Below are 24,491 nucleotides of genomic sequence, written 5' to 3'. Positions count from 1 at the left end.
TTTTTTAAGTTATATTTTTCAAGGTGAAATATATTGACTGTCTCCATAATAATGCCAGTGTATAATTCAAGCTCTTACCTTAAAGAAGCAATTGACTCTGTGCTTTCTCAGTCTTTTTCAGATTGGGAGCTTGTCGTAGTTGACGATTTTTCAACTGATAGAAGTTATCGGCTAGCCTGTGAATATGTAAAGAAAGACGAAAGGGTTAAGTGTGTAAGACTCCGCTCTAATTCTGGTGCTGCTGTTGCTAGAAATAGAGGGATAAAAGAGGCGACAGGTAGATTTATAGCATTTTTAGATGCAGATGATCTATGGTTGCCTAATAAGTTGGAAAAGCAATTAAAGTTCATGCAAGAAAATCAGGTTCCTTTTTCTTACGCTGAATACGAAAAGGTTGATGGGTTCGGTAATTTTTTTGGTTATGTCGGTGTGCCAGAAAGAGTTTCGTATCATGAGCTGCTTAAAACATGCTACATAGGCTGTTTAACAGCTATGTATGATACTCACTACTTCGGCAAGGTTTATATGCCTGAAGTAAGAAAGCGGCAGGATTTTGCTCTTTGGTTAAAACTGCTCAAGAAAGTTGATTATGCTTATGGTATTGAAGAGTCATTGGCTCAATATCGAGTGCATAATAGCTCAATGTCCTCGAATAAAATAAAATCATCTACTTATACTTGGCGTGTTTATCGTGATGTAGAGAAACTATCATTTATTAAAAGCTGTTACTGTTTTAGTCATTATGCCATTCGTGGCGTATTAAGAAAGAACTTTCCTAAGTTGGCTAAAATGTTGGGTGTTATGCACTGAGAAGAATTTTTAGATGAACTTTTTATTTAAATGTTAATGGGTGAGGTGCTGTTTTTATCTGAAGGGAGTGGTTACTTTAGAAATATGCAGCGAGATTTCACTTATATCGACGATATTGTCGAAGGTATAGTGCGCCTGCTGGCTATTCCACCCGCCGGAGAAGGGGCGCCCCATGCGGTATATAACATTGGTAACGGCAGCCCGGTGGCATTGATGGACTTTATCCGCGCTATTGAACAGGCCACCGGCAAGCAGGCCCTGTGCGACTATCAGCCGATGCAGCCCGGTGATGTGCCGCGCACCTGGGCGGATACCCAGGCATTGTTTGATGCGACTGGTTATCGCCCACAAATGAGGGTAGAAGAAGGTGTTGCTAACTTTGTGCAGTGGTATCGCGGTTATTATGGTGTTTAAAGTTCAATAATAAGCAGCAAAGAGCACAGGGAACAATCTTGGATGTCTTTTCTCTTTATTCTGTAGATAACAAAAACAACAGGTAATTAAAATGGAGCAGGTGTTAGCTAAACGCCACACCCTGTGGCGTGAACGGTTACTGGTTAGCTGGTTTAGCCGTTTTGTAGTGGGCCTGATACTGGTAGTACTGCTACCGGGGTTGATGTTATGGGGCCTGGTTGGTTTTTATGCCCCGGACATGAGCAAGCTTAATAGCATGTTGGGGGTGGCTGTTACCTATATTGGGGTATTTTTCACCCTGCGTCGGTTAATGAGCTACCCGGGGTGCCAGTCCGCCAATTATATTTTACCCACTGTGTTGGTGTGGTATGGGCTACTGGTTGGGGTGTTTTTTGTGTTCCGGCTGGATTATTCGGTGTATTACATTTTTTACACCGCCGTGGCCAATATGCTGTTCTGCTTTTTCAGTTACTTTTTTATTGTGCGCCATATGCGCAAAAAAGTGGCGTTTCTGCCGCTGGGCAAGGCCAGTGGACTGAATGAAGTGGAAGGGGTTGAATGGTTCAAGTTGAGCTCGCCCACCCTGAATGGTGAGCGGGTGGATGCCATTGCCGCCGACCTGCATGCAGAGATTCCCGATGAATGGCAGCGTTTTCTGGCCCGTTGCACCCTGGCAGGGGTGCCGGTTTATCACTACAAGCAGTTGATGGAGTCACTGACCGGGCGGGTGAAAATCAATCATCTGGCGGAAAACGAGTTTGGCTCTTTGCAGCCGCCGGTGCTGTATTCTGCCTTCAAGCGTTTGCTTGATATTTCGGCAGTACTGATCACAGCACCTGTTACCTTGCCGGTGATGTTGCTAACGGCCATTGCGGTCAAGCTGGATAGCCCCGGCCCGGCTTTGTTTATCCAGAATCGGGTAGGGCAGGGTAATCGGGACTTCAAGATCTACAAGTTTCGCAGCATGGGTAAAGACTCGGAGGCGGGCGGTGCTCAGTTGGCCCAGTCCAACGATATGCGGGTCACCCGGGTGGGCAAGATTATCCGCAAAACCCGGCTGGATGAGTTTCCCCAGTTCTTTAATGTGCTGAAAGGGGACATGAGCCTGATTGGGCCTCGACCCGAGCAGCGCGCCTTTGTGGAAAAGTTCGATCAGGACATCCCGTTTTATATCTATCGTCATGTGGTCAAGCCGGGCATTACCGGTTGGGCACAGGTGGTGCATGGTTATGCCAGTGATGCGGACGATACCCGGGTGAAGATCCAGCACGATTTTTACTACATCAAGCATTTTTCCCTGTGGCTGGATGTGTTGATTGTGTTGAAGACCATCAGAACCATTTTTACTGGTTTTGGGGCAAAGTAGACGGTCCCATCGGGGAGCTTTAGGCGGCTGTCAGGATGACGGTCGAAAGAAAGCGGAGTAACCCCTCCCAGACCCTCCCCTTGCGTTGCACTCCGCTGTTATTCTGTTGGTGCGGGGGTAAAGGGGAGGGAACTGTATGGCGTTTAGCCTCGGGATTTTTTGCATCTTCCAGTCCAAAATTGGCTTCACGGCGAACCCGCAGATCGGCATCATGCCTGCCAACCCGGGCCCTCTCGTAGATTCGCGCCGGCTAAAGCGGCGCCTACAAAAAACCACGAAACCCTGTAGAAGCCTGCTTCAGCTGGCTGGTGGTGCGCAGCGGTAGATGTGAGGGGGATGTGGGGGTATGGCATGGTTGAAGAAACAGAAAGAATATAACCGTTAGCACGCAAAAAACCCGCCGAAGCGGGTTTTTTGGTTTTAGCCTTCCAGCTCGCCGCAGAAGCGGTAGCCTTCGCCATGGATGGTGGCGATGATTTCCGGGGTGTCGGGGATGGACTCGAAATGCTTGCGAATGCGACGTATGGTTACGTCTACGGTGCGGTCGTGGGGCTTGAGCTCGCGGCCGGTCATTTTCTTCAGCAGTTCGGAGCGGCTCTGGATCTGGCCCGGGTTTTCGCAGAAGTGAACCATGGCGCGGAATTCGCTGCGCGGCAGCTTGAACATTTCGCCGCTGGGGCTGACCAGGGCGCGGCTGTTGATGTCCAGGGTCCAGCCGTTGAAGCGATAGGCTTCTACCTGCTTTTCCTCTTCCTGGGTTTCCGGCGTCTGCATGGTGCGGCTTAGCAGATTGCGGGCCCGGATGGTCAGCTCGCGCGGGTTGAACGGCTTGGTGATGTAATCGTCGGCGCCGATTTCCAGGCCCAGGATCTTGTCGACCTCGTTGTCGCGACCGGTCAGGAACATCAGCGCCAGATTGTGTTGTTCGCGCAGTTCGCGTGCCAGCAAGAGGCCGTTTTTGCCGGGCAGGTTGATGTCCATGATCACCAGGTTTATCTTGTTGCCGGACAGTGCCTTGTGCATTTCTTCACCGTCGGTGGCTTCCAGTACGGCGTAGCCTTCGGCCTCGAAAATGCCTTTCAGGGTATTGCGGGTAACCAATTCGTCTTCGACGATAAGAATGTGAGGAGTCTGCATGAGCCTACCTGTTTGTAGATGTAAATGGAATTCAGTATCAACAGTTACCGGTGCTGGACGCGAGGTGTCACTTGTTCACGCTACCGCATCATTGCTTTGCATTTCTTTGCCTTTCGCCACCGCCAGGGGCAGGTAAGGCATAGCGCCGGTGGCCCTGTTTCTTTGAGCCGTTTTTATTTGCATCCCATGCAGTTACTGCTTCGCGCCCAAAAATAGACAGACGGGACAAACAGAGGTCCATTACCTAAAGTTGCCGTATTTTAACAGTTAACAGGGGCATAACAACAGCCCGCAACCGATAATGTTAAATAGTTTTAGGGGCCAGACTGATCCCGGTCAAGCGAAAATGTAACAAAATTCGTCAAGCTTTATAGAAAAGCAGTTAAAGCACCTGTTTTTCGGCTATCCGGGAGTAGGCGAGTCTGAAGCGGAGGCCCTGCTTCAAACTCGCCTGCGTTATGGTGCAGAATGGGAACGAGTGGACGATATGACGATCATTATGACGGCCATAAGGAGCGCAAGATGTTGGATTTACTACCGGATTTGTGTGACGCGCACGGCGACAAGGTAAAGATACTGGACCCTCTGTTCAGGAATTATGGCGCAGATGATGTGTTCTGGGGCCAGGTGGTCACGGTACGTTGCTACGAGGATAACTCCCGGGTACGGGAGCTGGTGGCTACGCCGGGTACCGGCAAGGTATTGGTAGTGGATGGTGGCGGCATGCTGCGTCGCGCCCTGCTGGGCGATCAGTTGGCCGAAAAGGCGGTGGAAAATGGTTGGGAAGGCGTGGTGATTAACGGCGCCATTCGCGATGCCGGTGCCATTGGTGGCATGGCCCTTGGCGTAAAGGCGCTGGCAACCTGCCCGATGAAAACCGAAAAACGCAGCCTGGGCGATGTGGATGTGCCGGTCACCTTTGCCGGCGTGACCATCTATCCCGGCGATTATCTCTATGCCGATATCAACGGTATTCTGGTGGCCCGGGAGCCCCTGAGTCACCCGGACTTTTAGGGATTCGGGAATGGTGATATGCCACCATTCCTCCAGCCACTGACGTGGGACACCCATCTTTCAGGACACCTTGGACAGCAGAAATTAGACAGGTCACCCATCTTTGAAGGATGGGTGTCCTTTTTCATTCTTTTTCATTACGAGTATAAATGCCGGAAGCGGCGCTTTTGCCGGTAGGGGTAAACATCGCCGAATAACCCCTTGTTGATATTCTGCTGCAGATGGCACCAGTAGTCGGCGGTGAACAGGTCGTTGTGCTGTTGTTTGAAGGCCTCGCGGATGCGCGGGCTGCTGAGCAGGAAGGTGGCGAATTCCTCGGGGAAAATGTCGTTGGGCGCCACCGAATACCAGGGTTCGGCACTGAGCTCGTCTTCCGGGTAGCGGGCCCTGGGAATATCCCGAAAATTGCACTCTGTCATGTAGGCGATTTCGTCGTAGTCGTAGAAAATCACCCGGCCGTGACGGGTAACGCCGAAGTTCTTGAACAGCATGTCGCCGGGAAATATATTGGCGGTGGCCAACTGCTTGATGGCGTTGGCGTATTCGTCGATGGCGTCAATGACCTGTTGATCCGTGGCGTGCTCCAGGTAGATATTCAGCGGCGTCATGCGTCGCTCTGTGTACAGATGTCGGATCAACAGGGTATCGCCGGTGAGGCTGAGCAGCGAGGGCGCGACCCGCTGCAGCTCGTGCAGCAATTCGGGGCTGATACGGTTCAGTGGCAATTCGAAGTTGGTGAACTCCATGGTGTCGGCCATGCGACCCACCCGGTCGTGCTGTTTTACCAGCCGATATTTGGCGCGCACCGTGTCGTGGCTGACCTCCTTGGGGGGAGTGAATTTGTCCTTGATGATTTTGAACACCACATCATAAGAGGGCAGGGTGAACACACTCATCACCATGCCTTTTATACCCGGCGCCAGTACAAACTTATCTCGCGAGCGGTGCAGTTGCTGTAAGAAATCCCGGTAAAACTCGGTTTTGCCGTGCTTCTGACAGCCGATGGCGCTGTAGATTTCGTAATCGGCCTTGTTGGGAAGCAGCGGCCGTAAAAAGTGCACCAGCAGCGCCGGCACCGGACACCACACCATGAAGTAGGCGCGGGCGAAGCCGAACAGTATGGAGGCATCGTCGTGAGAAAGGATCAGGGTGTCCAGGTACAGGCCGCCCTGTTCATGATGCAGTATGGGCAGGATGAAGGGCAGACAGCAGTTGCCGCATTCCAGCCGGCCGATGAGGTAGGCGCCCTTGTTGCGAAAAAACAGATGGTTGATAAAGGTTAGGCCGATGTCGCCATGGGCCAAGTTGGCCGGGCCAAACTGCTGCAGGTAGCGGCTGACATACTGCAGATCCTGCGCCAGATCCCGGAACGGGACGGAGAGTTGCAATCCTTGCAGCACCTGGTGCAGGGTCTCGGTCAAGTCCCCGGCTTTGATGTGGTACTGCCGGCAGTGGGGGGCAAGGCTCGGCCGGGGTAGCCGATGAACAAAGCCTTGTATATAGAGGTTCTCCGCCCGTATGTTCTGATGACGAAAGGATCGACGATACACAGAGTTGTAAAAGGACTCGGCAATTTCCGGGTTGGTATGCTGGATCAGCAGATCGTTGAACGCCTGCTTGATGGCCTTGAGCTGGTGCTGGCTCAATAGCCCGCCCCCGTTATGATCGCGAATGGCCTGCACCGCCTCATTCACATGATGATCGTACAGGCTAATACGCTGACGCCCGGCTTGTTGAACGCCCGCCCAGTCCCGACGTTCGAACCGGTCCTGCGCTCCCTGAGTGATATCGAGAAAGCAGCGATAAAAGTCATCAAACCGGGTCATGGTGATCCGGGCCACATCCCTGGCGATGTTGCTCATGCGTACTCCTGCATCGTGAACAGAATGAAAAGACAGTGAAAAAGGACACCCATCTCAAATAACAATAACAAAGGACATCCATCTTTGAGAAATGGCTGTCCTTTGTTGAGCTCTTTGTTGAGCTTGCTGACTCAGCCTCGACTCTTGGGCCGATCTTCTGCGGGGGAACAGTAGTTCTGTACCCTTAATAACGAACCTCAATCGGCGAAATGATGGATAAAGGGAAATTGAGGCGTTGGAGAGAAAAACAGAGGCCGTACAGGTCGCAAGGCTGTACCTGGTTGCCATCATCTAACCGGCGGTAAATCTGAGCATTCAGGTGGAAATAACGGGGCCGATCACACATCGTCGGTGATGCAGTTGGGCGTAGGCAATTCTGGCCGAAGTGTGGCCGATAACGGTACCGTGTGACAGCTGGTGTGGTTTTACGGCGGTCAGAAACCTGCCGGCATCAATCCCCATTCTGTCCAGCAGGGGAGGTGCATCGGAATGGATGCAGCCTTGTTCTTCCTCGCGTTGAGCCCGGCCTATCCAATCAATCATGGCCAGGTAATCGCCGAGAGCGAAGGGGATTCCCTTGCGTTTATCTTCTTTAATGTTGCGGACAAATGGCAGTAACTGAGGCTGTGAAATCGTCTTTTGGGAGGCTGTTTTCGAGCTTCCGTTCGCTCTGTACTGCTGTAGCCGTTGGTGTAATGAGACATCGGCGGAAGCTTCCGGCAGTGTGACGATACCGGCGCGTAACGGGTTGAGATCGACATAAGTCATGCAGGCCAGCAAGCCGGCGTCATCCAGAATCGCCTGTGAACGGAAGCGGCCCTCCCAAAACCGGCCGGTGCATTCGTCTTCGAAATTGGCTTTGCGGGCAATGTGCTCGTTCAGGCATCGCATATACCAGGATAAATCGGCCAGACGCTCACGCCACAGTGCGATAATGTTTTTTGCCGCCTCTTGCTCGGCATCCGAATCCGTTGAGCCTGCTACATAACGTTCAACCAATACCGGCAGGCGAAATAACTTGCGCCACCGGCTTGCTACCTCTGTCTCATCCAGCGCCAGAGCCGCCTGGGTATCTACATGAACAACCAGATGATAGTGATTGGCCATTACCGCATAAGCACACAGATCGATAGTGAACACGGATTGCAGCTGGCGCAGGCGATCAAGCACCCATTGTTTGCGATGGCTGTAATTCTGGCCGGTCAGTTGGTCTTCACCGCACAGATAGGCGCGTCGTACACAGCGGCAGATACAGTGGTAGTAAGGTGTTTCATCGGGTGATACCAGCTCGGATCGTGGGCGGGTCATAATGCGACTATCCATTTCGAGGGCATAACTTGAATATAGGTGCAGATTGAAAAGTGAGCAACTTGAGATGGGTGTCCCATGGCGAGGGCCCATGGCGAGGGCGCTGTATTCGAAGTGGGTGTCCCACGGTGAGGGGCGGGCGGGTCTGAAAGATGGGTGTCCCACCCTGGGGGATTTGTGGGAGAATATGCCCCATTTTGTTGGGGGATGGGCATGCAACTTTATTTTGTACTTAAATCGCCGGCGCGGGCCGAAAACGTCGGTGCCGCGGCGCGGGCGATGAAAACGATGGGCTTTGGCCGGATGCGGCTGGTCAACAGCCGGGTGCACGAACAGGACAAGGCGCACTGGGTGGCGCACGGGGCGCAGGACGTGCTGGAGCAGGCCGAATATTTCGACGCGCTGGCGCCGGCGCTGGCCGACATGGATATGGTGATTGCCACCACAGCCCGCAATCGGGGGCGCTATCGCTATTACCTTACGCCCAAGCAGGCCATCGCCCAGGTCAACAATAAAAGCGTACAAAAAGTGGCGCTGTTGTTCGGCTGCGAGGAATCCGGCTTGAGTAACGAGGATTTGGCGCTGGCCGATATCATCAGTTATCTGCCGCTGAAAGTGAGTTATCCTTCGCTGAATCTGGGCCAGGCCATCATGCTTTATGCCTATGAGTTCAGTCAGGGCCTGAGTGAAGACAAAGAAGAAAAAGAAGAAAAATCCGACGTTCAGTCGCAAAATACCCAGCTAAAGGTGTTACAGCAAAAAACAGAGAAATTGTTTGATAAAATCGGGGTTTCGCAGCAGGAAAAACTGGCGGAGTGGGCAGGCGACCGTTTGCCTATGCTGGCACAGCGGGATCTCAATCTGTTGCATCTGCTTTATAAAGACCTGGAACGCGCCCTGTCTGCCGGGGATTGACGTTGACAAGCGGGCGCGCTCGGGGTATTGCTATGCCATTCGTTTTCAGAGGTTGTTCGTCATGTTGCCGAGTGCAAGCCGCATCACCACCATTATTATTACCGGTACCACCACTGGTGGCACTGGGGCGGGCTGATGCGCTGACGACAAGTCGATTAAAATCCTGAAGCCCGCGTCCCCATCCGATGCGGGCTTTTTCGTTTTATGCTTTTCAGTCTTACACTTTTTCGTTTTATACAGGGAGTAATGAATGCGTGTCTTGAAATTTGGCGGCACCTCTTTGGCCAACAGCGAGCGGTTTAGCAATGTCGCCGACATCGTGGTCAACAACCAGCAGCAGTCTCAGGTGGCGCTGGTTCTGTCAGCCCCCGCCAAGGTCACCAATCATCTGGTGGCGGTAGTAGAGCAGACCATTCGCGGCCTGGATCCGGCCCCGGTACTGAAAGAAATCGAACAGATTTTCCATTCCATCATCCATGGCCTCAAGGCGAAGTTTGAACGGCTGGATGACCAGGAGCTCAAGGCCCGGGTTGATCGCGAGCTGGGTCAGCTGGCCCGTCTGCTGCAGGGCGTCAGCCTGTTGCAGCAATGCCCGGACAACACCCAGGCGCACATTCTTAGCCGGGGCGAGTCGCTGTCCATCGCCACCATGGCCGAGCTGCTCAAGGCCCGCGGCGAGCAGGTAGAGGTGATCACGCCCCAGACCATGCTGCTGGGCGAGGGCAGCTTTCTCGAAGCCCACGTCAATATCGAAGTCTCCCGCCAGCGCTTTATCGATCAGGGCCTGCGTGACGATTGCGTCTATCTGATGCCGGGGTTCACCGCCGGCAATGAGAAAGGCGAAACCGTGATCCTGGGTCGTAACGGCTCCGATTATTCCGCCGCCGTACTGGCCGCCTGTGTGGGCGCCGAATGCTGCGAAATCTGGACCGACGTAGACGGCGTCTACAATTGCGACCCGCGCCTGGTACCGGATGCCAAGCTGCTCAAGCAGCTGTCTTACAAGGAAGCGATGGAGCTGTCCTACTTCGGCGCCAAGGTGCTGCACCCCAAGACCATAGCGCCCATCGCCCAGTTTCATATTCCCTGTCTTATCAAGAACACCGGCAACCCTCAGGGCGAAGGCTCGCTGATCGGCCCCGAGTGCAGCGACGACGACCAGCAGGTCAAGGGCATTTCCGATCTGGTCGGCATGAGCATGATCAACATCTCGGGCCCGGGCATGAAGGGCATGGTGGGCATGGCCGGCCGCCTGTTCTCCTGCGTGTCCCGCGCCGGGGTCAGCATAGTGCTGATCACCCAGAGCTCGTCGGAATACAGCGTCAGCTTCTGTATTCACAGTTTCGACCAGCTGAAGGCGCAGAAGGCCATCGCCGGCGAGTTTGCGCTGGAATTCAAGAACAAGCTGCTGGAGCCACTGGATATCATCGAGGATCTGGCCATCATCTCCCTGGTGGGCGATCGCATGCGCACCGTCAAGGGCGTGTCGGCCCGCTTCTTCAACGCGCTGGCCGAAGCCTCCATCAACATAGTGGCCATCGCCCAGGGCTCGAGCGAGCGCTCCATCTCGGCGGTGATCCACAAGACCAAGACTACCGAGGCGATCAAGGCCTGCCACCAGAACTTCTTTTCCAGCCGTCGCTTCATCGATGTGTTCCTGGTGGGCTGTGGCGGCGTGGGCGCGGCACTGCTGGAGCAAATCCGCCGCCAGCAGCCGGTGCTGGATGCCCAGGACATCGGCATTCGGGTGGTGGGTATCGCCAACTCCCGCCAGATAGCGCTGAACCGCGATGGCATCAATCTGGCCGAGTGGCGTGAGCAACTGGAGCAGGCGACCGATACCTTTAACCTGCCGCGTCTGCAGCGGATGGTGGAAGACAGCCACCTGATCAACCCGGTGCTGGTGGACTGTACCTCCAGTGACGGCGTGGCCGATCGGTACGCGGATTTTCTGGCCGCCGGTTTCCATGTGGTCACGCCCAACAAGAAAGCCAACACCGCCAGCCTGGATTACTACCGCCAGCTGCGTCGGGCCGCCCAGCGTACCCACCGCAAGTTTTTGTACGAAACCACGGTGGGTGCCGGCCTGCCGGTGATCGAAAACCTGCAGAACCTGCTGCGGGCCGGTGATCAGCTCAAGGCCTTCGGCGGCATACTGTCCGGCTCCATGTCCTATATCTTCGGCAAGCTGGACGAAGGCATGAGCTTTGCCGACGCCACTCGCGTTGCCTGTGAAAACGGCTTCACCGAGCCGGATCCGCGTGACGATCTCAGCGGCATGGACGTGGCGCGCAAGCTGCTGATCCTGGCCCGGGAAGCCGGTATGCCCCTGAGCCTGGACGACATAGAGGTGGAGCAGGCGCTGCCGCCGGAGTTTGATGCCAGTGGCAATATCGAGCAGTTCATGGCCCGCCTGCCCGAGGCCAACGGTTATTTCGAGGCCCGGGTGGCTCAGGCCGCCGCCGACGGCAAGGTGCTGCGTTATGTGGGTGAAATCGACAATGGTCGGTGCAAGGTTGCGATCAAGGCCGTAGACGGCGATGATCCCCTGTTCAAGGTCAAGGACGGCGAAAACGCCCTGGCGTTTTACACCCAGTATTATCAGCCGATTCCGCTGGTACTGCGTGGCTACGGCGCCGGTGCCGACGTCACCGCCGCCGGCGTGTTCGCCGACCTGTTGCGCACCCATAACTGGAAGCAGGAGATTTAAATGAGTGTTGTTGCGTTTGCACCTGCCTCTACCGCCAATGTGAGCGTGGGATTTGATGTATTGGGGGCCGCCATGGCCCCGCTGGACGGCACCCTGCTGGGTGACCGGGTCCTGGTGGCCGATACCGATGGCGACTTTGCGCTCGGCAAAACCGGCGCCTTCGCCCACAAGCTGCCGGATGACTACCAGCAGAACATCGTCTACGACTGCTATCTGGCCTATGAAAAGGCGCTGGAGCAGAAGGGCATCGGCCGCAAGCCGCTGGTGATGACGCTGGAAAAAAACATGCCGGTGGGCTCGGGCCTCGGCTCCAGCGCCACCAGCATAGTGGCCGCCTTTGTGGCCCTGAATGCCTTTTATGATGAGGCGCTGAGCGAGCATGAGCTGATGCTGCTGATGGGCGAGCTGGAAGGCCAGATTTCCGGCTCCATTCATTACGACAACGTGGCGCCCTGCCACTTTGGCGGTATGCAGCTGGTGCTGGACGACGCCGGCGTGGTCAGCCAGGCCCTGCCCAGCTTCGACGACTGGTACTGGGTGCTGTGCTACCCGGGTATCAGTGTGTCTACCTCGGCGGCGCGCAGCATACTGCCGGCGCAGTATCGCCGACAGGACTGTCTCACCTACGGCCGCCGCCTGGCGGGCTTTGTGCATGCCAGCCATACCGGTCAGGAGCCGGTGGCCGCCGCCATGCTGAAAGACGTGATTGCCGAACCGTATCGGGCTCAGTTGATTCCCGGCTTCGATGCGGTACGCGATCAGGCTGCCGCCATGGGCGCGCTGGCCACCGGTATTTCCGGCAGCGGCCCCACGGTATTCTGCGTGCTCAAGGACTTGAGCCAGGCAGAAAAGCTGAAAAGCTGGCTGGCCGAACACTTTATTCAGAATCAGGATGGCTTTTGCCATATTTGTAAAATCGATGCCGAAGGCGCTCGGGTAACAGGAACAGAATTATGAAGTTGTACAACATCAAGGATAATGCGGAAACCATCGATTTTGCCGGTGCGGTAAAGCAGGGGCTGGGTCGTGGTCAGGGATTGTTTTTTCCGGAAAACCTGACCCCCATCGCCAATATCGACGCCCTGCTGGAGCTGCCGCTGGTGCCGCGCTCGGTCGCCGTGTTGCAGCACCTGATCGGCGATGAAATTCCCGAATCCACCCTCACCGCCATGGTGGAGCACGCCTTTACCTTCCCGGCGCCGCTGGTCAAGGTAGACGATCACACCTATGCCCTGGAGCTGTTCCATGGCCCGACCCTGGCATTCAAGGACTTCGGCGGTCGTTTCATGGCCCAGTGCCTGGCCACCCTGAGCAAGGATGGCAAGAAAATCACCATTCTGACTGCCACCTCCGGCGACACCGGTGCCGCCGTGGCCCACGCCTTCTATGGCCTGCCCAACATAGAGGTGGTGATCCTGTATCCCGAGGGCAAGATCAGCCCGCTGCAGGAAAAACTGTTCACCACCCTGGGCGACAACATCAGCACCTATGCGGTGCAGGGCGACTTCGACGATTGTCAGGCGCTGGTCAAGCAGGCGTTCGACGACGAAGAGCTGAAAGCCGCCGTGGGCCTCAACTCCGCCAACTCCATCAACATCAGCCGCCTGGTCGCCCAGGTGTGCTACTACTTCGAGGCGGTGGCACAGCTGCCCGCCGAGCAGCGTCACAAGGCGGTGATTGCGGTGCCGTCCGGCAACTTCGGCAACCTGACCGCCGGCCTGATTGCCAAGGCGCTGGGCCTGCCGGTCAAGCGCTTCATGGCCGCCACCAATGCCAACGACACTGTGCCGCGTTATCTCGAAAGCGGCAGCTGGGATCCGAAAAACACAGTGGCGACCCTGTCCAATGCCATGGACGTGAGCCGCCCCAACAACTGGCCACGAGTAGAAGAGCTGTGCCGGGTCAAGGGCTGGAAACTGTCCGACATCGCCTCCGGTGCGCTGAACGACGAGCAGACCAAAGACGCCCTCAAGCGCCTGTTCGAGCAGGGCTACCTGTGCGAGCCACACGGCGCCATCGGCTGGGATCTGCTGAACAAGGAACGCGGCAAGGACGAAGTGGGCATCTTCCTCTGCACCGCCCATCCGGCCAAGTTCAAGGAAAACGTCGACGAGATCCTGGGTCAGGACATCCCGCTGCCGGGCCCGCTGGCCAAGCACATGGCCATGGAATCACTGTCTGGCGTGATCCCCGCCGACTTTGCCGCCCTCAAGGCGAAGATGATGAAGTAACAGCAACATTCACTGCTGCGTATGTCATGCCGGGCTTGTCCCGGCATGTTTCGTTTTGGCGGACTGAAAATGAAAAAGGACACCCACCTCAAATTGACCGTGACAGCCGGTTGAAAGATGGGTATTCCACCAAGCTTTGAAAGATGGGTGTCCTACCAAACTCCTCCAGGCTCACTGAGCGTCAGTCCCCTTTTATGACCAGAGCGCCATCACCCTTGCGCCTTGTAAGAGATCTCTCAATCGGCGCTGGGATAAGTCGGTTTGTATTACCGATTCCCGCTTACTGCTGATGCTAAGTATATGATTAAGTTTGATTTTTACTTTTTTGTTGGTTTTGTGTGCCGTTGAACTTACCGCCGGGCGCATTGAGCACGGCGGCAGATCTCGTATTATATTTATCAACAGCAAGGCAGCTGGCACACAGGAAGTGGATGGGCAGGAACGCCTCAGGGATCACCGGCAAGGAGCCGGCACAGGGAGTAGGGACGTCGTAGTTACAAGGTCGTAGTTACAAGGTCGTAGTTACAAGGAGTAACACGGCACAGGTTGGCGAGGAATGCCGACAGCCAGGATGGCAAGGGACCCGGCCCGGATGGCCAAGAGGAAAACCGCAGGACGCGGGATAAGGACAACTCCAGGAAGGAGTGACTGGTAGCTGGATGCAACCATATCAGGATGATGCAGGAACAGCCCGATGGAACGGGAAGGGGAAGACGCAGGACGAGTCAGGTCAGGGAATGCAGGGAGCAATTTGGTTTAAGGAACAAACCAGCGACGTTTTGAAGGGCAGCCAATGATGGGCTGCCCTTTTTCTTGCGTGCGTTTCTTTTTCTTGAGGGCTGGGTTCGGACGGCGGCGTTTGGCCGGTGAACTACCCTGGGGTTATCCCCTTGTGTTAACGTATAAGACCAGTTGAATGAACAGGTTATAGTCCATGAGTCAGGCGTTGGATAATTTATTGAGGTTGCTGGCGTTGGAGCCGTTGGACGACGGCCTCTATCGTGGCCAAAGCATGGATCTGGGCTTTGGCGCCGTTTTTGGCGGCCAGGTGATGGGGCAGGCGTTGGCGGCGGCCAAATATACCTTGCAGCCGGAACGCCCGGTACATTCGTTTCACTCCTACTTTTTACGCCCGGGCGACGTCAACAAGCCGATTATCTACGATGTGGAAAATATCCGCGACGGCAAAACCATCTCTACCCGCCGGGTGCAGGCGTTGCAATACGGCAAACCCATCTTCTACATGACCGCCTCGTTCCAGCAACCGGTGATCGGCTTCGAGCATCAGACCGCCATGCCCGACGTTGCCGGGCCGGAGGGGCTGATCCCCGAGAGCGAGCGCATCCGGGCCCTGGCCGGTTGTCTGCCGGAACGAGCCAAGGACAAGCTGCTGGCCGCCAGGCCGATAGAGGTACGGCAGGTGAATTACGTCAACCCGATGAAGCCGGAAAAAACGGAGCCGGTGCGTCACATCTGGCTCAAGGCCAACGGCCGTCTGCCGGATGATCCCCGTATTCACAAATACCTGCTGGCCTATGCCTCGGACTTCAATTTTCTGCCCACGGCGCTCATGCCCCATGGTCACTCGTTCTGGGACCCCCAGCTACAGGTCGCCACCGTAGATCACTCCATGTGGTTTCATCAGGACTTCCGTTTCGATGACTGGGTTCTTTATGCCATCGAAAGCCCGCGTGCCATTGCCGGTCGCGGCCTGGTACAGGGGCATTTTTATAGCCGGGACGGCACCCTGGTGGCCACGGCGATGCAGGAAGGGATCATCCGGCCGCGTCAGTCCTGACAGGCGGTAGCTGTCGCTTCAGCTGGCAGGCCTTGCCACGCAAGGCAATAAGCACGGAATTTGAAAGGACACCCATCTCAAAGCAGGCGGTTTCAATTTCTAGATGAGACCGTCCAGAGATGGGTGTCCCAGCTTGGTTCCAGCTTGGTTATCAATCGACCAAGCTGTCTTGATTCTGCCGCTGTGGTCGAATAAATTCGCCCCTATCAATTTTTTGTTAACGGAAACGCCTATGCCCCTGACCACGCCTCTGACCATGCCCCACACCTGGAGCCAGCTCATCGACCATGAGCAACAGCAGCCTTATTTTCGTGAGGCAATGCGTTTCGTGGAGCAGGAGCGAGCCGCCGGCAAGGTGATTTACCCGCCGCAGCAGCATATTTTTCACGCCTTGCACTATACCGATCCGGGTAACGTCAAGGTGGTGATGCTGGGGCAGGATCCCTACCACGGGCCCAATCAGGCCCATGGTCTGTGTTTCTCGGTATTGCCCGGGGTACGAGTGCCGCCGTCGTTGCGCAACATGTACAAGGAGTTGGCAAGCGACATTCCCGGCTTTCAGGCGCCCGAGCACGGTTATCTGGAGTCCTGGGCCGGGCAAGGCGTCTTGATGCTCAATACGGTGTTGACGGTGGAGGCGGGCAAGGCCCATTCCCATGCCAAACTGGGCTGGGAAACCTTTACCGACAGGGTGATCCAGACGGTCAACGATCAGGGCGAAGGTGTGGTGTTTCTGCTGTGGGGCAGTCATGCCCAGAAAAAAGGCGCCATGATCGACCGCAGTCGCCATCATGTACTGACTTCGGCGCACCCGAGTCCCTTGTCCGCCTATCGGGGCTTTTTCGGCTGTCGTCATTTTTCCCGCGCCAACGAACTGCTGCAACGGCAGGGCAAGGCACCCATCGACTGGTGCCTGCCCGCAACGGTAGCGCAGCCATAAGCGCCCCCTCCCCTTGACTCGGGGTTGCACATCACGGCGGCGAGCAAGGCAAGGGGAGGGCCGGGGAGGGTGGGGGTACGGCAGAATATTGACGTGTACGGCCAAACGTAAAAAGGCGCCCTAAGGCGCCCAATGCTTTTCTTGTGCTCTATCGTTCAAGCTCTGCTGCTATGTCTTCGAGTTCGAAGGTGCAGTCGAGTTGCTGAAGTTCTCGTTGTAAACGCTTTTGGTCCTGTATTGCTTCTATCTCCCGCCATTTGCGCTTTTTGGCGGGCTCACGCGATTTACTGCGTGGGGACCGTTCAACCACAAATTCCCGATCGAAGCTGCTCCTTTCCATGGGGCTCCCTCCTGTTGGCTATCAGTTGTAGTCACACCCGGATATATCACAACAGACTATACAATAGAAGCTTACTGTTACCGTTTGATGAAAAAGAAAAAATGGGACCGGAGTCAATGTGTGGCTCATTGACTCCGGCCCCATACAGAGCTCATTACAGCGGCGAGTTACAGAGGCGAGTTACAGAGACGAGTGTTTGCTTACAGCATGGCCTTGAGCATGGTCTCGAGCTTGCCCTGATCAATGGCGAAGTTGCGGATGCCTTCGGCCAGTTTTTCGGTAGCCATGGCGTCCTGGTTTTGCTCCCAGCGGAACTCGGCTTCGGTCATGGGGACCGGGCGGGGCTGAGTGGCACCCTTGTCCTGCAGTTTGGGAACGACCTTGCCTTCGGCCTGGCTCAGTTCTTCCAGCAGGTTGGGGCCTATGGTCAGACGGTCGCAACCTGCCAGCTCGAGAATTTCGCCGGTGTTGCGGAAGCTGGCACCCATGACGACGGTGCTGTAGCCGTGCGCCTTGTAATAGTCATAGATCTGGGTCACCGACAGTACGCCCGGATCCTGCTCGGCGGTGTATTCCTTCTGCTCGGTGTTCTGTTTGTACCAGTCGAGGATACGGCCCACAAACGGCGAAATCAGATAGGCGCCGGCTTCGGCACAGGCGCGGGCCTGGGCAAAGCTGAACAGCAGGGTCAGGTTACAGTTGATGCCTTCCTGCTCCAGTACTTCGGCAGCGCGAATGCCTTCCCAGGTGGACGCCAGCTTGATCAGGATGCGATCTCGTCCGATGCCGGCCTGCCGGTACAGTTCAATCAGGTGGCGGGCCTTCTGAATGCTGGCATCGGTATCGAACGACAGTCGGGCATCCACCTCGGTGGAAATACGGCCGGGGATCAGCTTGAGAATTTCGCAGCCGATGTTCACTGCCAATTTGTCGGAGGCATCGGTCAGCTGTTGTTCGGCATCCTGGCTCTGGGATTTGGCCCAGTTCACGGCCTCGGTCAGCAGCGACTGGTATTCCGGGATCTGGGCAGCCTTGAGGATCAGTGAAGGGTTGGTGGTGGCATCCTGAGGCTGGTACTTGCGGATGGCTTCGATGTCGCCGGTGTCGGCAACGACCGTAGTCAGGGTTCTCAGTTGTGTCAGTTTATCGGCCATGGAGAAAAGTCCTTTGTCTGGTCGGCTTGCAAAAAGAGGGTCACAGTATCCCTTATTCGGGGTACCAAAATAAAGCAGGGGATCAATCCGGCCGAAGGGAGGCTATGCTCTTAGGGTCGACTACAGGGGAGGGGGGCAGAGCGGGGTTTGTATGAATCTTGCCTGCAAGGTATGTTTTTTGATCAGTTTTATGTTTCAGTTAATCATTAAGTACTGGTTTTTTGTTTCCTTAAACTGTTTTTATTGTTTACTTTTTGCTGCTTTGATCGCTTTTTTCTCCTTGGTTATGCTTTGGTGTGATCTGTATCACATGGCTGTTTTTGTTGCCTGTGCTAGATTTCGTGCGCTGCGGATTCCGGCCCGACCAGCGGCCGGGGTTCATCATTTCAAGCAAGCAGAGATATATTAATGGACGCAATTATCGGTTTTATCAACGACCTGCTCTGGGGCACCATACTGATTTACCTGCTGCTGGGGGTGGGGGTATTTTTTACCGTGCGCCTGGGCTTTATTCAGTTTCGCCATTTCGGTCACATGTTTTCCGTGCTCAGGCACAGCCGCAAGGCCGACGCGGCGGGTATTTCTTCCTTTCAGGCACTCTGTACCAGCCTGGCGGCACGGGTCGGCACCGGTAACCTGGCCGGGGTAGCGGTCGCCCTGTATCTTGGGGGGCCGGGGGCCATTTTCTGGATGTGGCTGATTGCCCTTATCGGTATGTCTACCGCCTTTGCAGAAAGCGCCCTGGCTCAGCTGTACAAGGTCAAGGATGAAGCCGGCAATTATCGCGGCGGCCCAGCCTACTATATGGAAAAAGGCCTGGGCATGCGCTGGATGGGCGTGATGTTCGCCATCTTCCTGATCATCGCCTTCGGCCTGGTCTTCAATGCGGTACAGGCCAACTCCATCAGTGCGGCCATGGACGTGGCGTTCGGTATTCCCCATTGGGCTACCGGGGTGGCGCTGGTGCTGCTGTCCGGTCTTATCATCTTCGGTGGTCTGCGCACCATAGCCCGTTTTGCCGAGCTGGTGGTGCCACTCATGGCGCTGGCTTATCTGCTGATTGCCCTGATGGTGGTGGCGATGAACATCAGCGAGCTGCCGGGTGTGTTCAGCCTTATCATCAAGTCGGCCTTTGGTCTGGATCAGGCCGGTGGCGGCGCCATAGGCTATGCCATTTCTCAGGCGATGATGAATGGTATCAAGCGCGGTTTGTTCTCTAACGAAGCCGGTATGGGCTCTGCTCCCAATGCGGCGGCCTCGGCCACGCCTTATCCGCCGCATCCGGCGTCTCAGGGCTATGTGCAGATGCTGGGTGTCTTTGCCGATACCATCGTTATCTGTACCTGTACTGCCTCCATCATACTGTTGTCCGGTCAGTTCGAGCCCGGCTCCGGCATTACCGGTATCGAGCTGACCCAGCGGGCGCTGTCCCACGAGGTGGGTGACTGGGGTAATACCTTTATCGCCATCGCGATTCTGTTCTTCGCCTTCACCAGCATAGTGGCCAACTACGCCTACGCGGAAAACAACCTGATCTTCCTGGAGCACAACCACCAGGGCGGCCTGTTGATCTTCCGCCTCTTCGTGCTGGGCATGGTGATGTTTGGCTCCATGGGGGAACTGCCGATTATCTGGGCCATGGCCGATGTGTCCATGGGCCTGATGGCACTGACCAACCTGGTGGCCATTCTGCTGCTGTCGGGTGTGGCAGTGAAGCTGGCGCGGGATTACAACGATCAGCGCAAGCTGGGCAAGGTTCCCACCTTCGATGCGGCCAAGTATCCCGAGCTGCATCGCCAGCTGGAAGAAGGGATCTGGGACAAGAAATAGTAAAGCGTAAAGCGTGAGGGGTGAAGCGTGAGAAAAATCCTCACCCCTCACCCCTCACCCCTCACCCCTCACCCCTCACAATCAGTTAAGGCTGCTCGCCGCGTAAAAACTGCTTGCTGATGGTCTTGAACGCCTCGGTGCCGGCCTGGTGCATCAGCTCGAAAATCACCATTTCCCGACTGACTATCTGGGCACCGGCATCGCGCATCCGGTCCAGCCCCAATTGGCGGTTTTCTTCGCTGCGGCTGCCCACGGCGTCGGCCACCACAAACACCTCTTTTCCTTCCTTCAGCAATTCCAGCACCGTTTGCAGCACGCAGATGTGGGTTTCCATGCCGCAGACGATCACCTGCCGATACTGCTGCCAGTGTGCGGGCCGGCAGTGGGCGGCCACCACAGAAAAGTGCAGCTTGTCCACTATCTCGGGCTGCTCCACCAGATTGGTGAGGACGGGCAGGGTGTGGCCCAGGCCGCGTGGGTACTGCTCGGTAAACAGTATCGGCGTATTCAGGGTGTGACAGGCCGAGATCAGCCACCGAAGGCGGGCGCCGAGTCGTTCGCTTTCATGAATGGCCGGCAGCAGTTTTTCCTGCACATCCACCACCATCAGCGCCGCCTTACCAGACTCCATTAACATTTGATACTCCTCTATGATAACGTCTGAACTCAGTATGCCGCTTTTACCGGGGAAAGAAAAAGCACTGGGTCGGGGAGCGCCGAGCGCCATTGATGAGGGCGCTTATCTGCTTAACTTGAGCCGAACGCGGCCTAAATGTCGGTGTTAATTGGTGTTTCTGTCTTTGTCCGGTAGGCTGGGATACAAAACAAAGGAGCCTGTTTATGGAAATACTTTCGCCCCTGGAGCAAAGGGTTATCGGTTGCCTGATCGAAAAACAGGTGTCCACGCCCGAAGTGTATCCCCTGACTCTGAACTCCCTGATCAATGCCTGTAACCAGAAAAGCAATCGGGATCCGGTCCTGAGCATCAACGAAGAAGAGGTGCAGTCGGTGATCAACACCCTGATAGCCCGGCGTCTGGTCAACAACACCGCCGGTTTCAACGCCCGCGCCGCCAAGTATCAGCACCGGTTCTGCAATACCGAGTTTGGCGAGCTGCACTTTAGCCCCGGCGAGCTGGCCATTGTCTGCGAGCTGCTGCTGCGCGGGCCCCAGACCCCGGGCGAATTGCGCAGCCGCACCCCTCGTCTGCATCCGTTCGGCGATGTCTCGCAGGTGGATGCCTGCCTGCAAAGCCTGATCGAAAAGGGGCCCTTTGTAGTCAAGCTGCCCCGGCTGCCCGGCAAGCGGGAATCCCGTTACGGCCATCTGTTTGGCGATACCGACTATGCTCAGAAAGCCGCCGCGCCGGTAAGTGCCGGCTCGGCTCGGCCGAAGTCAGAGCTGCAGACGCGGATCACCGAGCTGGAAGCGGAAGTGGCCCGGCTGCAGGCCCGCATTGCCGAGCTGGAAGGCTGACGCCAGCACCCTTGGTATAACGCCTACATCTACACTTACGCAGCACCGTTATCGGGAGGTGATTTGATGAAATCTTTCCAGGTACATGACATGAACTCGGCACCGGCCGACAGCAAGCCTCTGCTGGAAAAATCCCTGAATGCCTATGGCATGATCCCCAATCTGCACGGGATCATGGCCGAGGCGCCGGCGGCGCTGCAGGCCTATCAGACCATGAACGAGCTGTTTCTTGACACGTCTTTCAATGCGGAAGAAAAAACGGTGATCTGGCAAAGCATCAATGTGGAGCACGGCTGCCATTACTGCGTGCCGGCTCACAGCGCCATTGCCCGGTCGATGCAGGTGGATGAGCGCCTGAACCAGGCGCTGCGAGAAGGTAACCCCATGCCGAACGCAAAATTGCAGGCGCTGCGGGATACCACATTGGCGCTGGTGCGTGGCCGGGGGAGGGTGGAGGATGCCGAGCTGGAACACTTCTATCGGGCCGGCTACGGTCGGCAGCAATTGCTGGAAATCATCGTCGGCATCTCGCAGAAGGTGATGAGCAACTACATCAACCACCTGGCAGATACCCCGGTCGATGACGCCTTCAAGTCCTTCGTGAAAAAGTAAGCCTATACCCAAGAAAAAGGGGTCGGAGTCAATTATTAATTGACTCCGACCCCTTTTTTAGCTGGCAGAGGAAGGCGACGACAGGGTTTCCAGAAAGGTGTCCAGCACCAGGTTGGCGCGGCGGCTGCGGGCGGTGATGGCGCAGAAACGGGTGGTGAAGCCGGTTTTATCCGGCTGCAAGGCCCGCAACCGGCCCTGTTCCACCCAGGGTTGGGCGTAGTGATCCGGCAGATAGCCAAGGTAACAGCCGGTGAGCAGCAGGAACATGATGCCTTCCCGATCGTTGGCCCGCGCGCCCAGCGGGTGGCGGCGATACAGCACCTGAGCCTCGGCGGGCTGGGCGAAGCTGGGCACCACCAGCTCATGGTCGCTCAGCTTTGCGGGCGAGTCGCCAGAGGAAAAAAGAGGATGCCCTTCGGCACAATAAAGGTGTGAGCTTTCTTCGTACAGCGGCAGATAATCCAGCCCCGGCAGCGCGCGTATCCGGGGCACCACGCCGACATTGAGCCGACCGTCGAGCACGCCGATTTCGATGTCGTTCGACGGTTGCATGTGAATATGGATCTTCACCTCCGGACCTCGGGCCTTGAGCGCGGCCAGACCGTGGGTGATCTTCATGCCCGGATGGCTGACCAGATTATCGGTAATGCCGATGGCCAGGGTGCCGCGCAGGTGCCGGTGCACATCGTTGATTTCAGCCTTGAAATGGTCGATGGCGCCCAGCAGCCGATCGCTGGCTTCCAGTACTCGTCGCCCTTCGTCGGTAAGGGCAAAACCGGCCCGGCCGCGCCGACACAGTTTGAACCCCAGCCGGCCTTCCAGATCCGCCATCTGCATGCTGATCGCCGCCCGGCTGATGCCCAGGCTCACCTCCGCCGCCGAAAAGCCGCCGCAGGCCGCCACGGTACGAAACACATTCAACAGCTTCAGCTCGAAATCGCCGACCCGATTCAGTACCGGCTGTTTTGCTTCTGCCATGGTTTCTCCTTGTGCATTCCTGGTCGAATGAATTCGACCCTGCCAGACTGGCTGTTTTCAGAGGCTGTTCCAGTCGACAAGTCTGATTCTGCCAAAAGTTAAGTAAATCCTTAACCGAAGTTTATTAAGTTTATATTTAACATTTAATTAACGGGGCGCATCATCCCTCTATCGAGCGGCGCCCGCAGGTGGCTGGAGTACCGATAAACAAGGAGCAGTGATGAACAGCATGATTGACTCGAAACGTACCGCCGCAGCCAAAGCCCGGCAGTTGAATCTGGACGCCTTCTGGATGCCCTTTACCGGCAACCGGACCTTCAAGGCCGCGCCACGGCTGATTGCCGCGGCCGATGGCGCCTGGTTTACCGACATCCGGGGCAACAAGCTGTTCGACAGCCTATCCGGTCTCTGGTGTACCGGCTTGGGGCACAAACACCCCAAAATCAACGAGGCAATTACTCGTCAGCTGAATACCCTGGATTATGCCCCGGGTTTTCAGCTGGGGCATCCGCTGGCCTTCGAACTGGCCGAGCGGCTGGCCGGGCTGGCGCCGGCGGATCTGAACCGGGTATTTTTCACCAACTCAGGATCGGAATGTGCAGACACGGCACTGAAAATGGCGCGGGCCTACTGGCGCGCCAGAGGCAAGCCGGAAAAAACCAGGCTCATCGGCCGGGCCCGGGGCTATCACGGGGTCAATATGGGGGGCACCAGCCTGGGGGGCATAGGTGGCAACCGCAAGCACTATGGCCAGTTGATCGATGCGGATCACCTGCCTCATACCCTGCTGACAGAAAACGCCTTCAGTAAGGGGCAACCCGAGCACGGCGTCGAGCTGGCGGATCACCTGTTGCAGATGATTGAGCTGCACGACGCCTCCAACATTGCCGCGGTGATAGTGGAGCCCATGGCCGGTTCTGCCGGGGTAATAGTGCCGCCGGTGGGTTACCTGCAGCGGCTGCGCGAATTATGCGATCAGCACGATATTCTGCTGATCTTCGACGAAGTGATCACCGGTTTGGGGCGCATGGGGGCCATGTTTGGCGCCGAGGCCTTTGGCGTGGTGCCCGACATCATGAACCTGGCCAAACAGCTGACCAACGGCGTGATCCCCATGGGGGCTGTGATCGCCAAAGAGCACATTCATCAGGCCTTTATGGATCAGCCAGGTCCGGATTATATGGTGGAGTTTCCGCACGGTTATACCTATTCCGGCCATCCGGTAGCCTGCGCTGCCGCCATGGCCTCACTCGATGTGCTTGTTGATGAAGATATGCCGGGCCAGGTGCGCAGCCTGATGCCGGTGTTCGAGCAACAAATTCATCGCCTTAAGGGGCTGCCTCATGTGGTGGACATTCGCAACTGTGGCCTGGCCGGCGCGGTGCAGCTGGCGCCCTATCCCGGTGAGCCGGCTCGTCGCCCCATGGAGCTGGCGCTCAGCCTGTGGCAGCAGGGGTATTACGTGCGCTTTGGCGGCGACACCCTGCAGTTTGGCCCGCCCTTTATTTCCACCCCGGACGAGCTGGAACAACTGTTCAACGCGGTGCACGGCACCTTGCAGGCCCAGGCTTGAACATGATGTTTTTTTGTAGGGGC

Annotated in this window: 21 protein-coding genes; 14 read left to right on the top strand and 7 right to left on the bottom strand. The window is 56.3% G+C overall.

What is annotated here, in order from left to right; translation table 11 throughout:
- The first annotated feature begins 33 nt into the window (after positions 1-33).
- From HNR62_RS03840 to HNR62_RS03830, 3 genes are all read left to right on the top strand, one after another.
- Entirely contained in the window at positions 34-810 is a 777-nt protein-coding gene (locus HNR62_RS03840) for a glycosyltransferase family 2 protein (protein WP_239552570.1), read from the top strand.
- Positions 811-840: 30 nt separating this feature from the next.
- Complete coding sequence (locus tag HNR62_RS03835) at positions 841-1,224, top strand: GDP-mannose 4,6-dehydratase (RefSeq protein WP_204794757.1); 384 nt, start codon at positions 841-843, stop codon at positions 1,222-1,224.
- A 91-nt stretch (positions 1,225-1,315) separates the two neighbouring features.
- Positions 1,316-2,590, top strand: coding sequence for a sugar transferase (locus tag HNR62_RS03830; RefSeq protein WP_204794756.1), 1,275 nt, complete (start codon positions 1,316-1,318; stop codon positions 2,588-2,590).
- A 420-nt stretch (positions 2,591-3,010) separates the two neighbouring features.
- On the opposite strand, the gene arcA is transcribed toward HNR62_RS03830, so the two are convergent.
- A complete protein-coding gene (arcA, locus tag HNR62_RS03825; protein ID WP_204794755.1) occupies positions 3,011-3,727 on the bottom strand; it encodes a two-component system response regulator ArcA in 717 nt (238 codons plus the stop codon).
- A gap of 522 nt (positions 3,728-4,249) precedes the next feature.
- On the opposite strand from arcA, the gene HNR62_RS03820 reads away from it, so the two are divergent.
- Complete coding sequence (locus HNR62_RS03820) at positions 4,250-4,741, top strand: putative 4-hydroxy-4-methyl-2-oxoglutarate aldolase (RefSeq protein WP_204794754.1); 492 nt, start codon at positions 4,250-4,252, stop codon at positions 4,739-4,741.
- 137 nt (positions 4,742-4,878) lie between these two features.
- Here the strand turns inward: HNR62_RS03820 and aceK are convergent, their stop codons facing one another.
- Both aceK and HNR62_RS03810 read right to left on the bottom strand, forming a co-directional pair.
- Positions 4,879-6,603 (bottom strand): bifunctional isocitrate dehydrogenase kinase/phosphatase, encoded by a 1,725-nt coding sequence (gene aceK / locus HNR62_RS03815; protein WP_204794753.1) that lies wholly within the window; start codon positions 6,601-6,603, stop codon positions 4,879-4,881.
- Between the two features lie 315 nt (positions 6,604-6,918).
- The gene (locus HNR62_RS03810; RefSeq protein WP_239552569.1) at positions 6,919-8,004 is read right to left on the bottom strand and encodes a transposase; all 1,086 of its coding nucleotides are present in this window, start codon (positions 8,002-8,004) and stop codon (positions 6,919-6,921) included.
- 120 nt (positions 8,005-8,124) lie between these two features.
- On the opposite strand from HNR62_RS03810, the gene HNR62_RS03805 reads away from it, so the two are divergent.
- The 6 genes from HNR62_RS03805 to ung all read left to right on the top strand — a co-directional run bounded on the left by HNR62_RS03805 (position 8,125) and on the right by ung (position 16,505).
- Complete coding sequence (locus HNR62_RS03805; protein WP_204794752.1) at positions 8,125-8,826, top strand: tRNA/rRNA methyltransferase; 702 nt, start codon at positions 8,125-8,127, stop codon at positions 8,824-8,826.
- A 250-nt stretch (positions 8,827-9,076) separates the two neighbouring features.
- Positions 9,077-11,536 carry a bifunctional aspartate kinase/homoserine dehydrogenase I gene (gene thrA / locus HNR62_RS03800; RefSeq protein ID WP_204794751.1) on the top strand — a complete coding sequence of 820 codons (2,460 nt, stop codon included), beginning with the start codon at positions 9,077-9,079 and terminating at the stop codon, positions 11,534-11,536.
- Entirely contained in the window at positions 11,537-12,493 is a 957-nt protein-coding gene (thrB, locus tag HNR62_RS03795; protein WP_204794750.1) for a homoserine kinase, read from the top strand.
- Positions 12,490-13,767, top strand: a complete 1,278-nt coding sequence (gene thrC, locus HNR62_RS03790) for a threonine synthase (protein ID WP_204794749.1) — start codon at positions 12,490-12,492, stop codon at positions 13,765-13,767. Before thrB ends, thrC begins: the two co-directional genes overlap by 4 nt.
- Before the next feature lie 934 nt (positions 13,768-14,701).
- Positions 14,702-15,565 carry an acyl-CoA thioesterase II gene (gene tesB, locus HNR62_RS03785; protein ID WP_204794748.1) on the top strand — a complete coding sequence of 288 codons (864 nt, stop codon included), beginning with the start codon at positions 14,702-14,704 and terminating at the stop codon, positions 15,563-15,565.
- Between the two features lie 232 nt (positions 15,566-15,797).
- Entirely contained in the window at positions 15,798-16,505 is a 708-nt protein-coding gene (ung, locus tag HNR62_RS03780) for a uracil-DNA glycosylase (protein ID WP_239552568.1), read from the top strand.
- 148 nt (positions 16,506-16,653) lie between these two features.
- On the opposite strand, the gene HNR62_RS03775 is transcribed toward ung, so the two are convergent.
- On the bottom strand, positions 16,654-16,845 hold the full coding sequence (locus HNR62_RS03775; protein ID WP_204794747.1) for a DUF3545 family protein: 192 nt from the start codon (positions 16,843-16,845) through the stop codon (positions 16,654-16,656).
- A 200-nt stretch (positions 16,846-17,045) separates the two neighbouring features.
- Entirely contained in the window at positions 17,046-17,999 is a 954-nt protein-coding gene (gene tal / locus HNR62_RS03770; RefSeq protein WP_204794746.1) for a transaldolase, read from the bottom strand.
- Positions 18,000-18,407: 408 nt separating this feature from the next.
- Between tal and HNR62_RS03765 the strand changes: the two genes are divergently transcribed.
- The gene (locus HNR62_RS03765) at positions 18,408-19,829 is read left to right on the top strand and encodes an alanine/glycine:cation symporter family protein (protein ID WP_204794745.1); all 1,422 of its coding nucleotides are present in this window, start codon (positions 18,408-18,410) and stop codon (positions 19,827-19,829) included.
- Positions 19,830-19,914: 85 nt separating this feature from the next.
- Here HNR62_RS03765 and HNR62_RS03760 read toward each other — a convergent pair whose 3' ends face one another.
- Positions 19,915-20,466 carry a hydrolase gene (locus HNR62_RS03760; RefSeq protein ID WP_204794744.1) on the bottom strand — a complete coding sequence of 184 codons (552 nt, stop codon included), beginning with the start codon at positions 20,464-20,466 and terminating at the stop codon, positions 19,915-19,917.
- 203 nt (positions 20,467-20,669) lie between these two features.
- Between HNR62_RS03760 and HNR62_RS03755 the strand changes: the two genes are divergently transcribed.
- Positions 20,670-21,305, top strand: a complete 636-nt coding sequence (locus HNR62_RS03755; protein ID WP_204794743.1) for a YceH family protein — start codon at positions 20,670-20,672, stop codon at positions 21,303-21,305.
- 66 nt (positions 21,306-21,371) lie between these two features.
- Positions 21,372-21,917 carry a carboxymuconolactone decarboxylase family protein gene (locus tag HNR62_RS03750; protein WP_204794742.1) on the top strand — a complete coding sequence of 182 codons (546 nt, stop codon included), beginning with the start codon at positions 21,372-21,374 and terminating at the stop codon, positions 21,915-21,917.
- Positions 21,918-21,974: 57 nt separating this feature from the next.
- Here HNR62_RS03750 and HNR62_RS03745 read toward each other — a convergent pair whose 3' ends face one another.
- On the bottom strand, positions 21,975-22,895 hold the full coding sequence (locus tag HNR62_RS03745; RefSeq protein ID WP_204794741.1) for a LysR family transcriptional regulator: 921 nt from the start codon (positions 22,893-22,895) through the stop codon (positions 21,975-21,977).
- Between the two features lie 220 nt (positions 22,896-23,115).
- Here HNR62_RS03745 and aptA point away from each other — a divergent pair, with 220 nt between their 5' ends.
- Positions 23,116-24,468: an omega-aminotransferase AptA gene (aptA, locus tag HNR62_RS03740; protein WP_275588033.1), complete on the top strand. Its 1,353-nt coding sequence runs from the start codon at positions 23,116-23,118 to the stop codon at positions 24,466-24,468.
- Positions 24,469-24,491 lie beyond the last annotated feature (23 nt).

Origin of the sequence: Oceanisphaera litoralis (assembly GCF_016907015.1) — a bacterium.
In the GTDB taxonomy this organism is placed as follows: Bacteria; Pseudomonadota; Gammaproteobacteria; order Enterobacterales; family Aeromonadaceae; genus Oceanimonas; species Oceanimonas litoralis.
This window is presented reverse-complemented; position numbering and strand designations above follow the sequence as displayed.

Bases quoted from the DNA above. Each gene is read 5' to 3' on its own strand.
- HNR62_RS03755 (WP_204794743.1), top strand. From the start codon at position 20,670: ATGGAAATACTTTCGCCCCTGGAGCAAAGGGTTATCGGTTGCCTGATC.
- arcA (WP_204794755.1), bottom strand. From the start codon at position 3,727: ATGCAGACTCCTCACATTCTTATCGTCGAAGACGAATTGGTTACCCGC.
- ung (WP_239552568.1), top strand. From the start codon at position 15,798: ATGCCCCTGACCACGCCTCTGACCATGCCCCACACCTGGAGCCAGCTC.
- HNR62_RS03760 (WP_204794744.1), bottom strand. From the start codon at position 20,466: ATGTTAATGGAGTCTGGTAAGGCGGCGCTGATGGTGGTGGATGTGCAG.
- HNR62_RS03745 (WP_204794741.1), bottom strand. From the start codon at position 22,895: ATGGCAGAAGCAAAACAGCCGGTACTGAATCGGGTCGGCGATTTCGAG.
- tesB (WP_204794748.1), top strand. From the start codon at position 14,702: ATGAGTCAGGCGTTGGATAATTTATTGAGGTTGCTGGCGTTGGAGCCG.
- aptA (WP_275588033.1), top strand. From the start codon at position 23,116: ATGAACAGCATGATTGACTCGAAACGTACCGCCGCAGCCAAAGCCCGG.
- thrC (WP_204794749.1), top strand. From the start codon at position 12,490: ATGAAGTTGTACAACATCAAGGATAATGCGGAAACCATCGATTTTGCC.
- HNR62_RS03765 (WP_204794745.1), top strand. From the start codon at position 18,408: ATGGACGCAATTATCGGTTTTATCAACGACCTGCTCTGGGGCACCATA.
- HNR62_RS03820 (WP_204794754.1), top strand. From the start codon at position 4,250: ATGTTGGATTTACTACCGGATTTGTGTGACGCGCACGGCGACAAGGTA.
- HNR62_RS03810 (WP_239552569.1), bottom strand. From the start codon at position 8,004: ATGGGCCCTCGCCATGGGACACCCATCTCAAGTTGCTCACTTTTCAAT.
- HNR62_RS03805 (WP_204794752.1), top strand. From the start codon at position 8,125: ATGCAACTTTATTTTGTACTTAAATCGCCGGCGCGGGCCGAAAACGTC.
- thrB (WP_204794750.1), top strand. From the start codon at position 11,537: ATGAGTGTTGTTGCGTTTGCACCTGCCTCTACCGCCAATGTGAGCGTG.
- HNR62_RS03830 (WP_204794756.1), top strand. From the start codon at position 1,316: ATGGAGCAGGTGTTAGCTAAACGCCACACCCTGTGGCGTGAACGGTTA.
- HNR62_RS03750 (WP_204794742.1), top strand. From the start codon at position 21,372: ATGAAATCTTTCCAGGTACATGACATGAACTCGGCACCGGCCGACAGC.
- thrA (WP_204794751.1), top strand. From the start codon at position 9,077: ATGCGTGTCTTGAAATTTGGCGGCACCTCTTTGGCCAACAGCGAGCGG.
- HNR62_RS03835 (WP_204794757.1), top strand. From the start codon at position 841: ATGTTAATGGGTGAGGTGCTGTTTTTATCTGAAGGGAGTGGTTACTTT.
- HNR62_RS03775 (WP_204794747.1), bottom strand. From the start codon at position 16,845: ATGGAAAGGAGCAGCTTCGATCGGGAATTTGTGGTTGAACGGTCCCCA.
- aceK (WP_204794753.1), bottom strand. From the start codon at position 6,603: ATGAGCAACATCGCCAGGGATGTGGCCCGGATCACCATGACCCGGTTT.
- tal (WP_204794746.1), bottom strand. From the start codon at position 17,999: ATGGCCGATAAACTGACACAACTGAGAACCCTGACTACGGTCGTTGCC.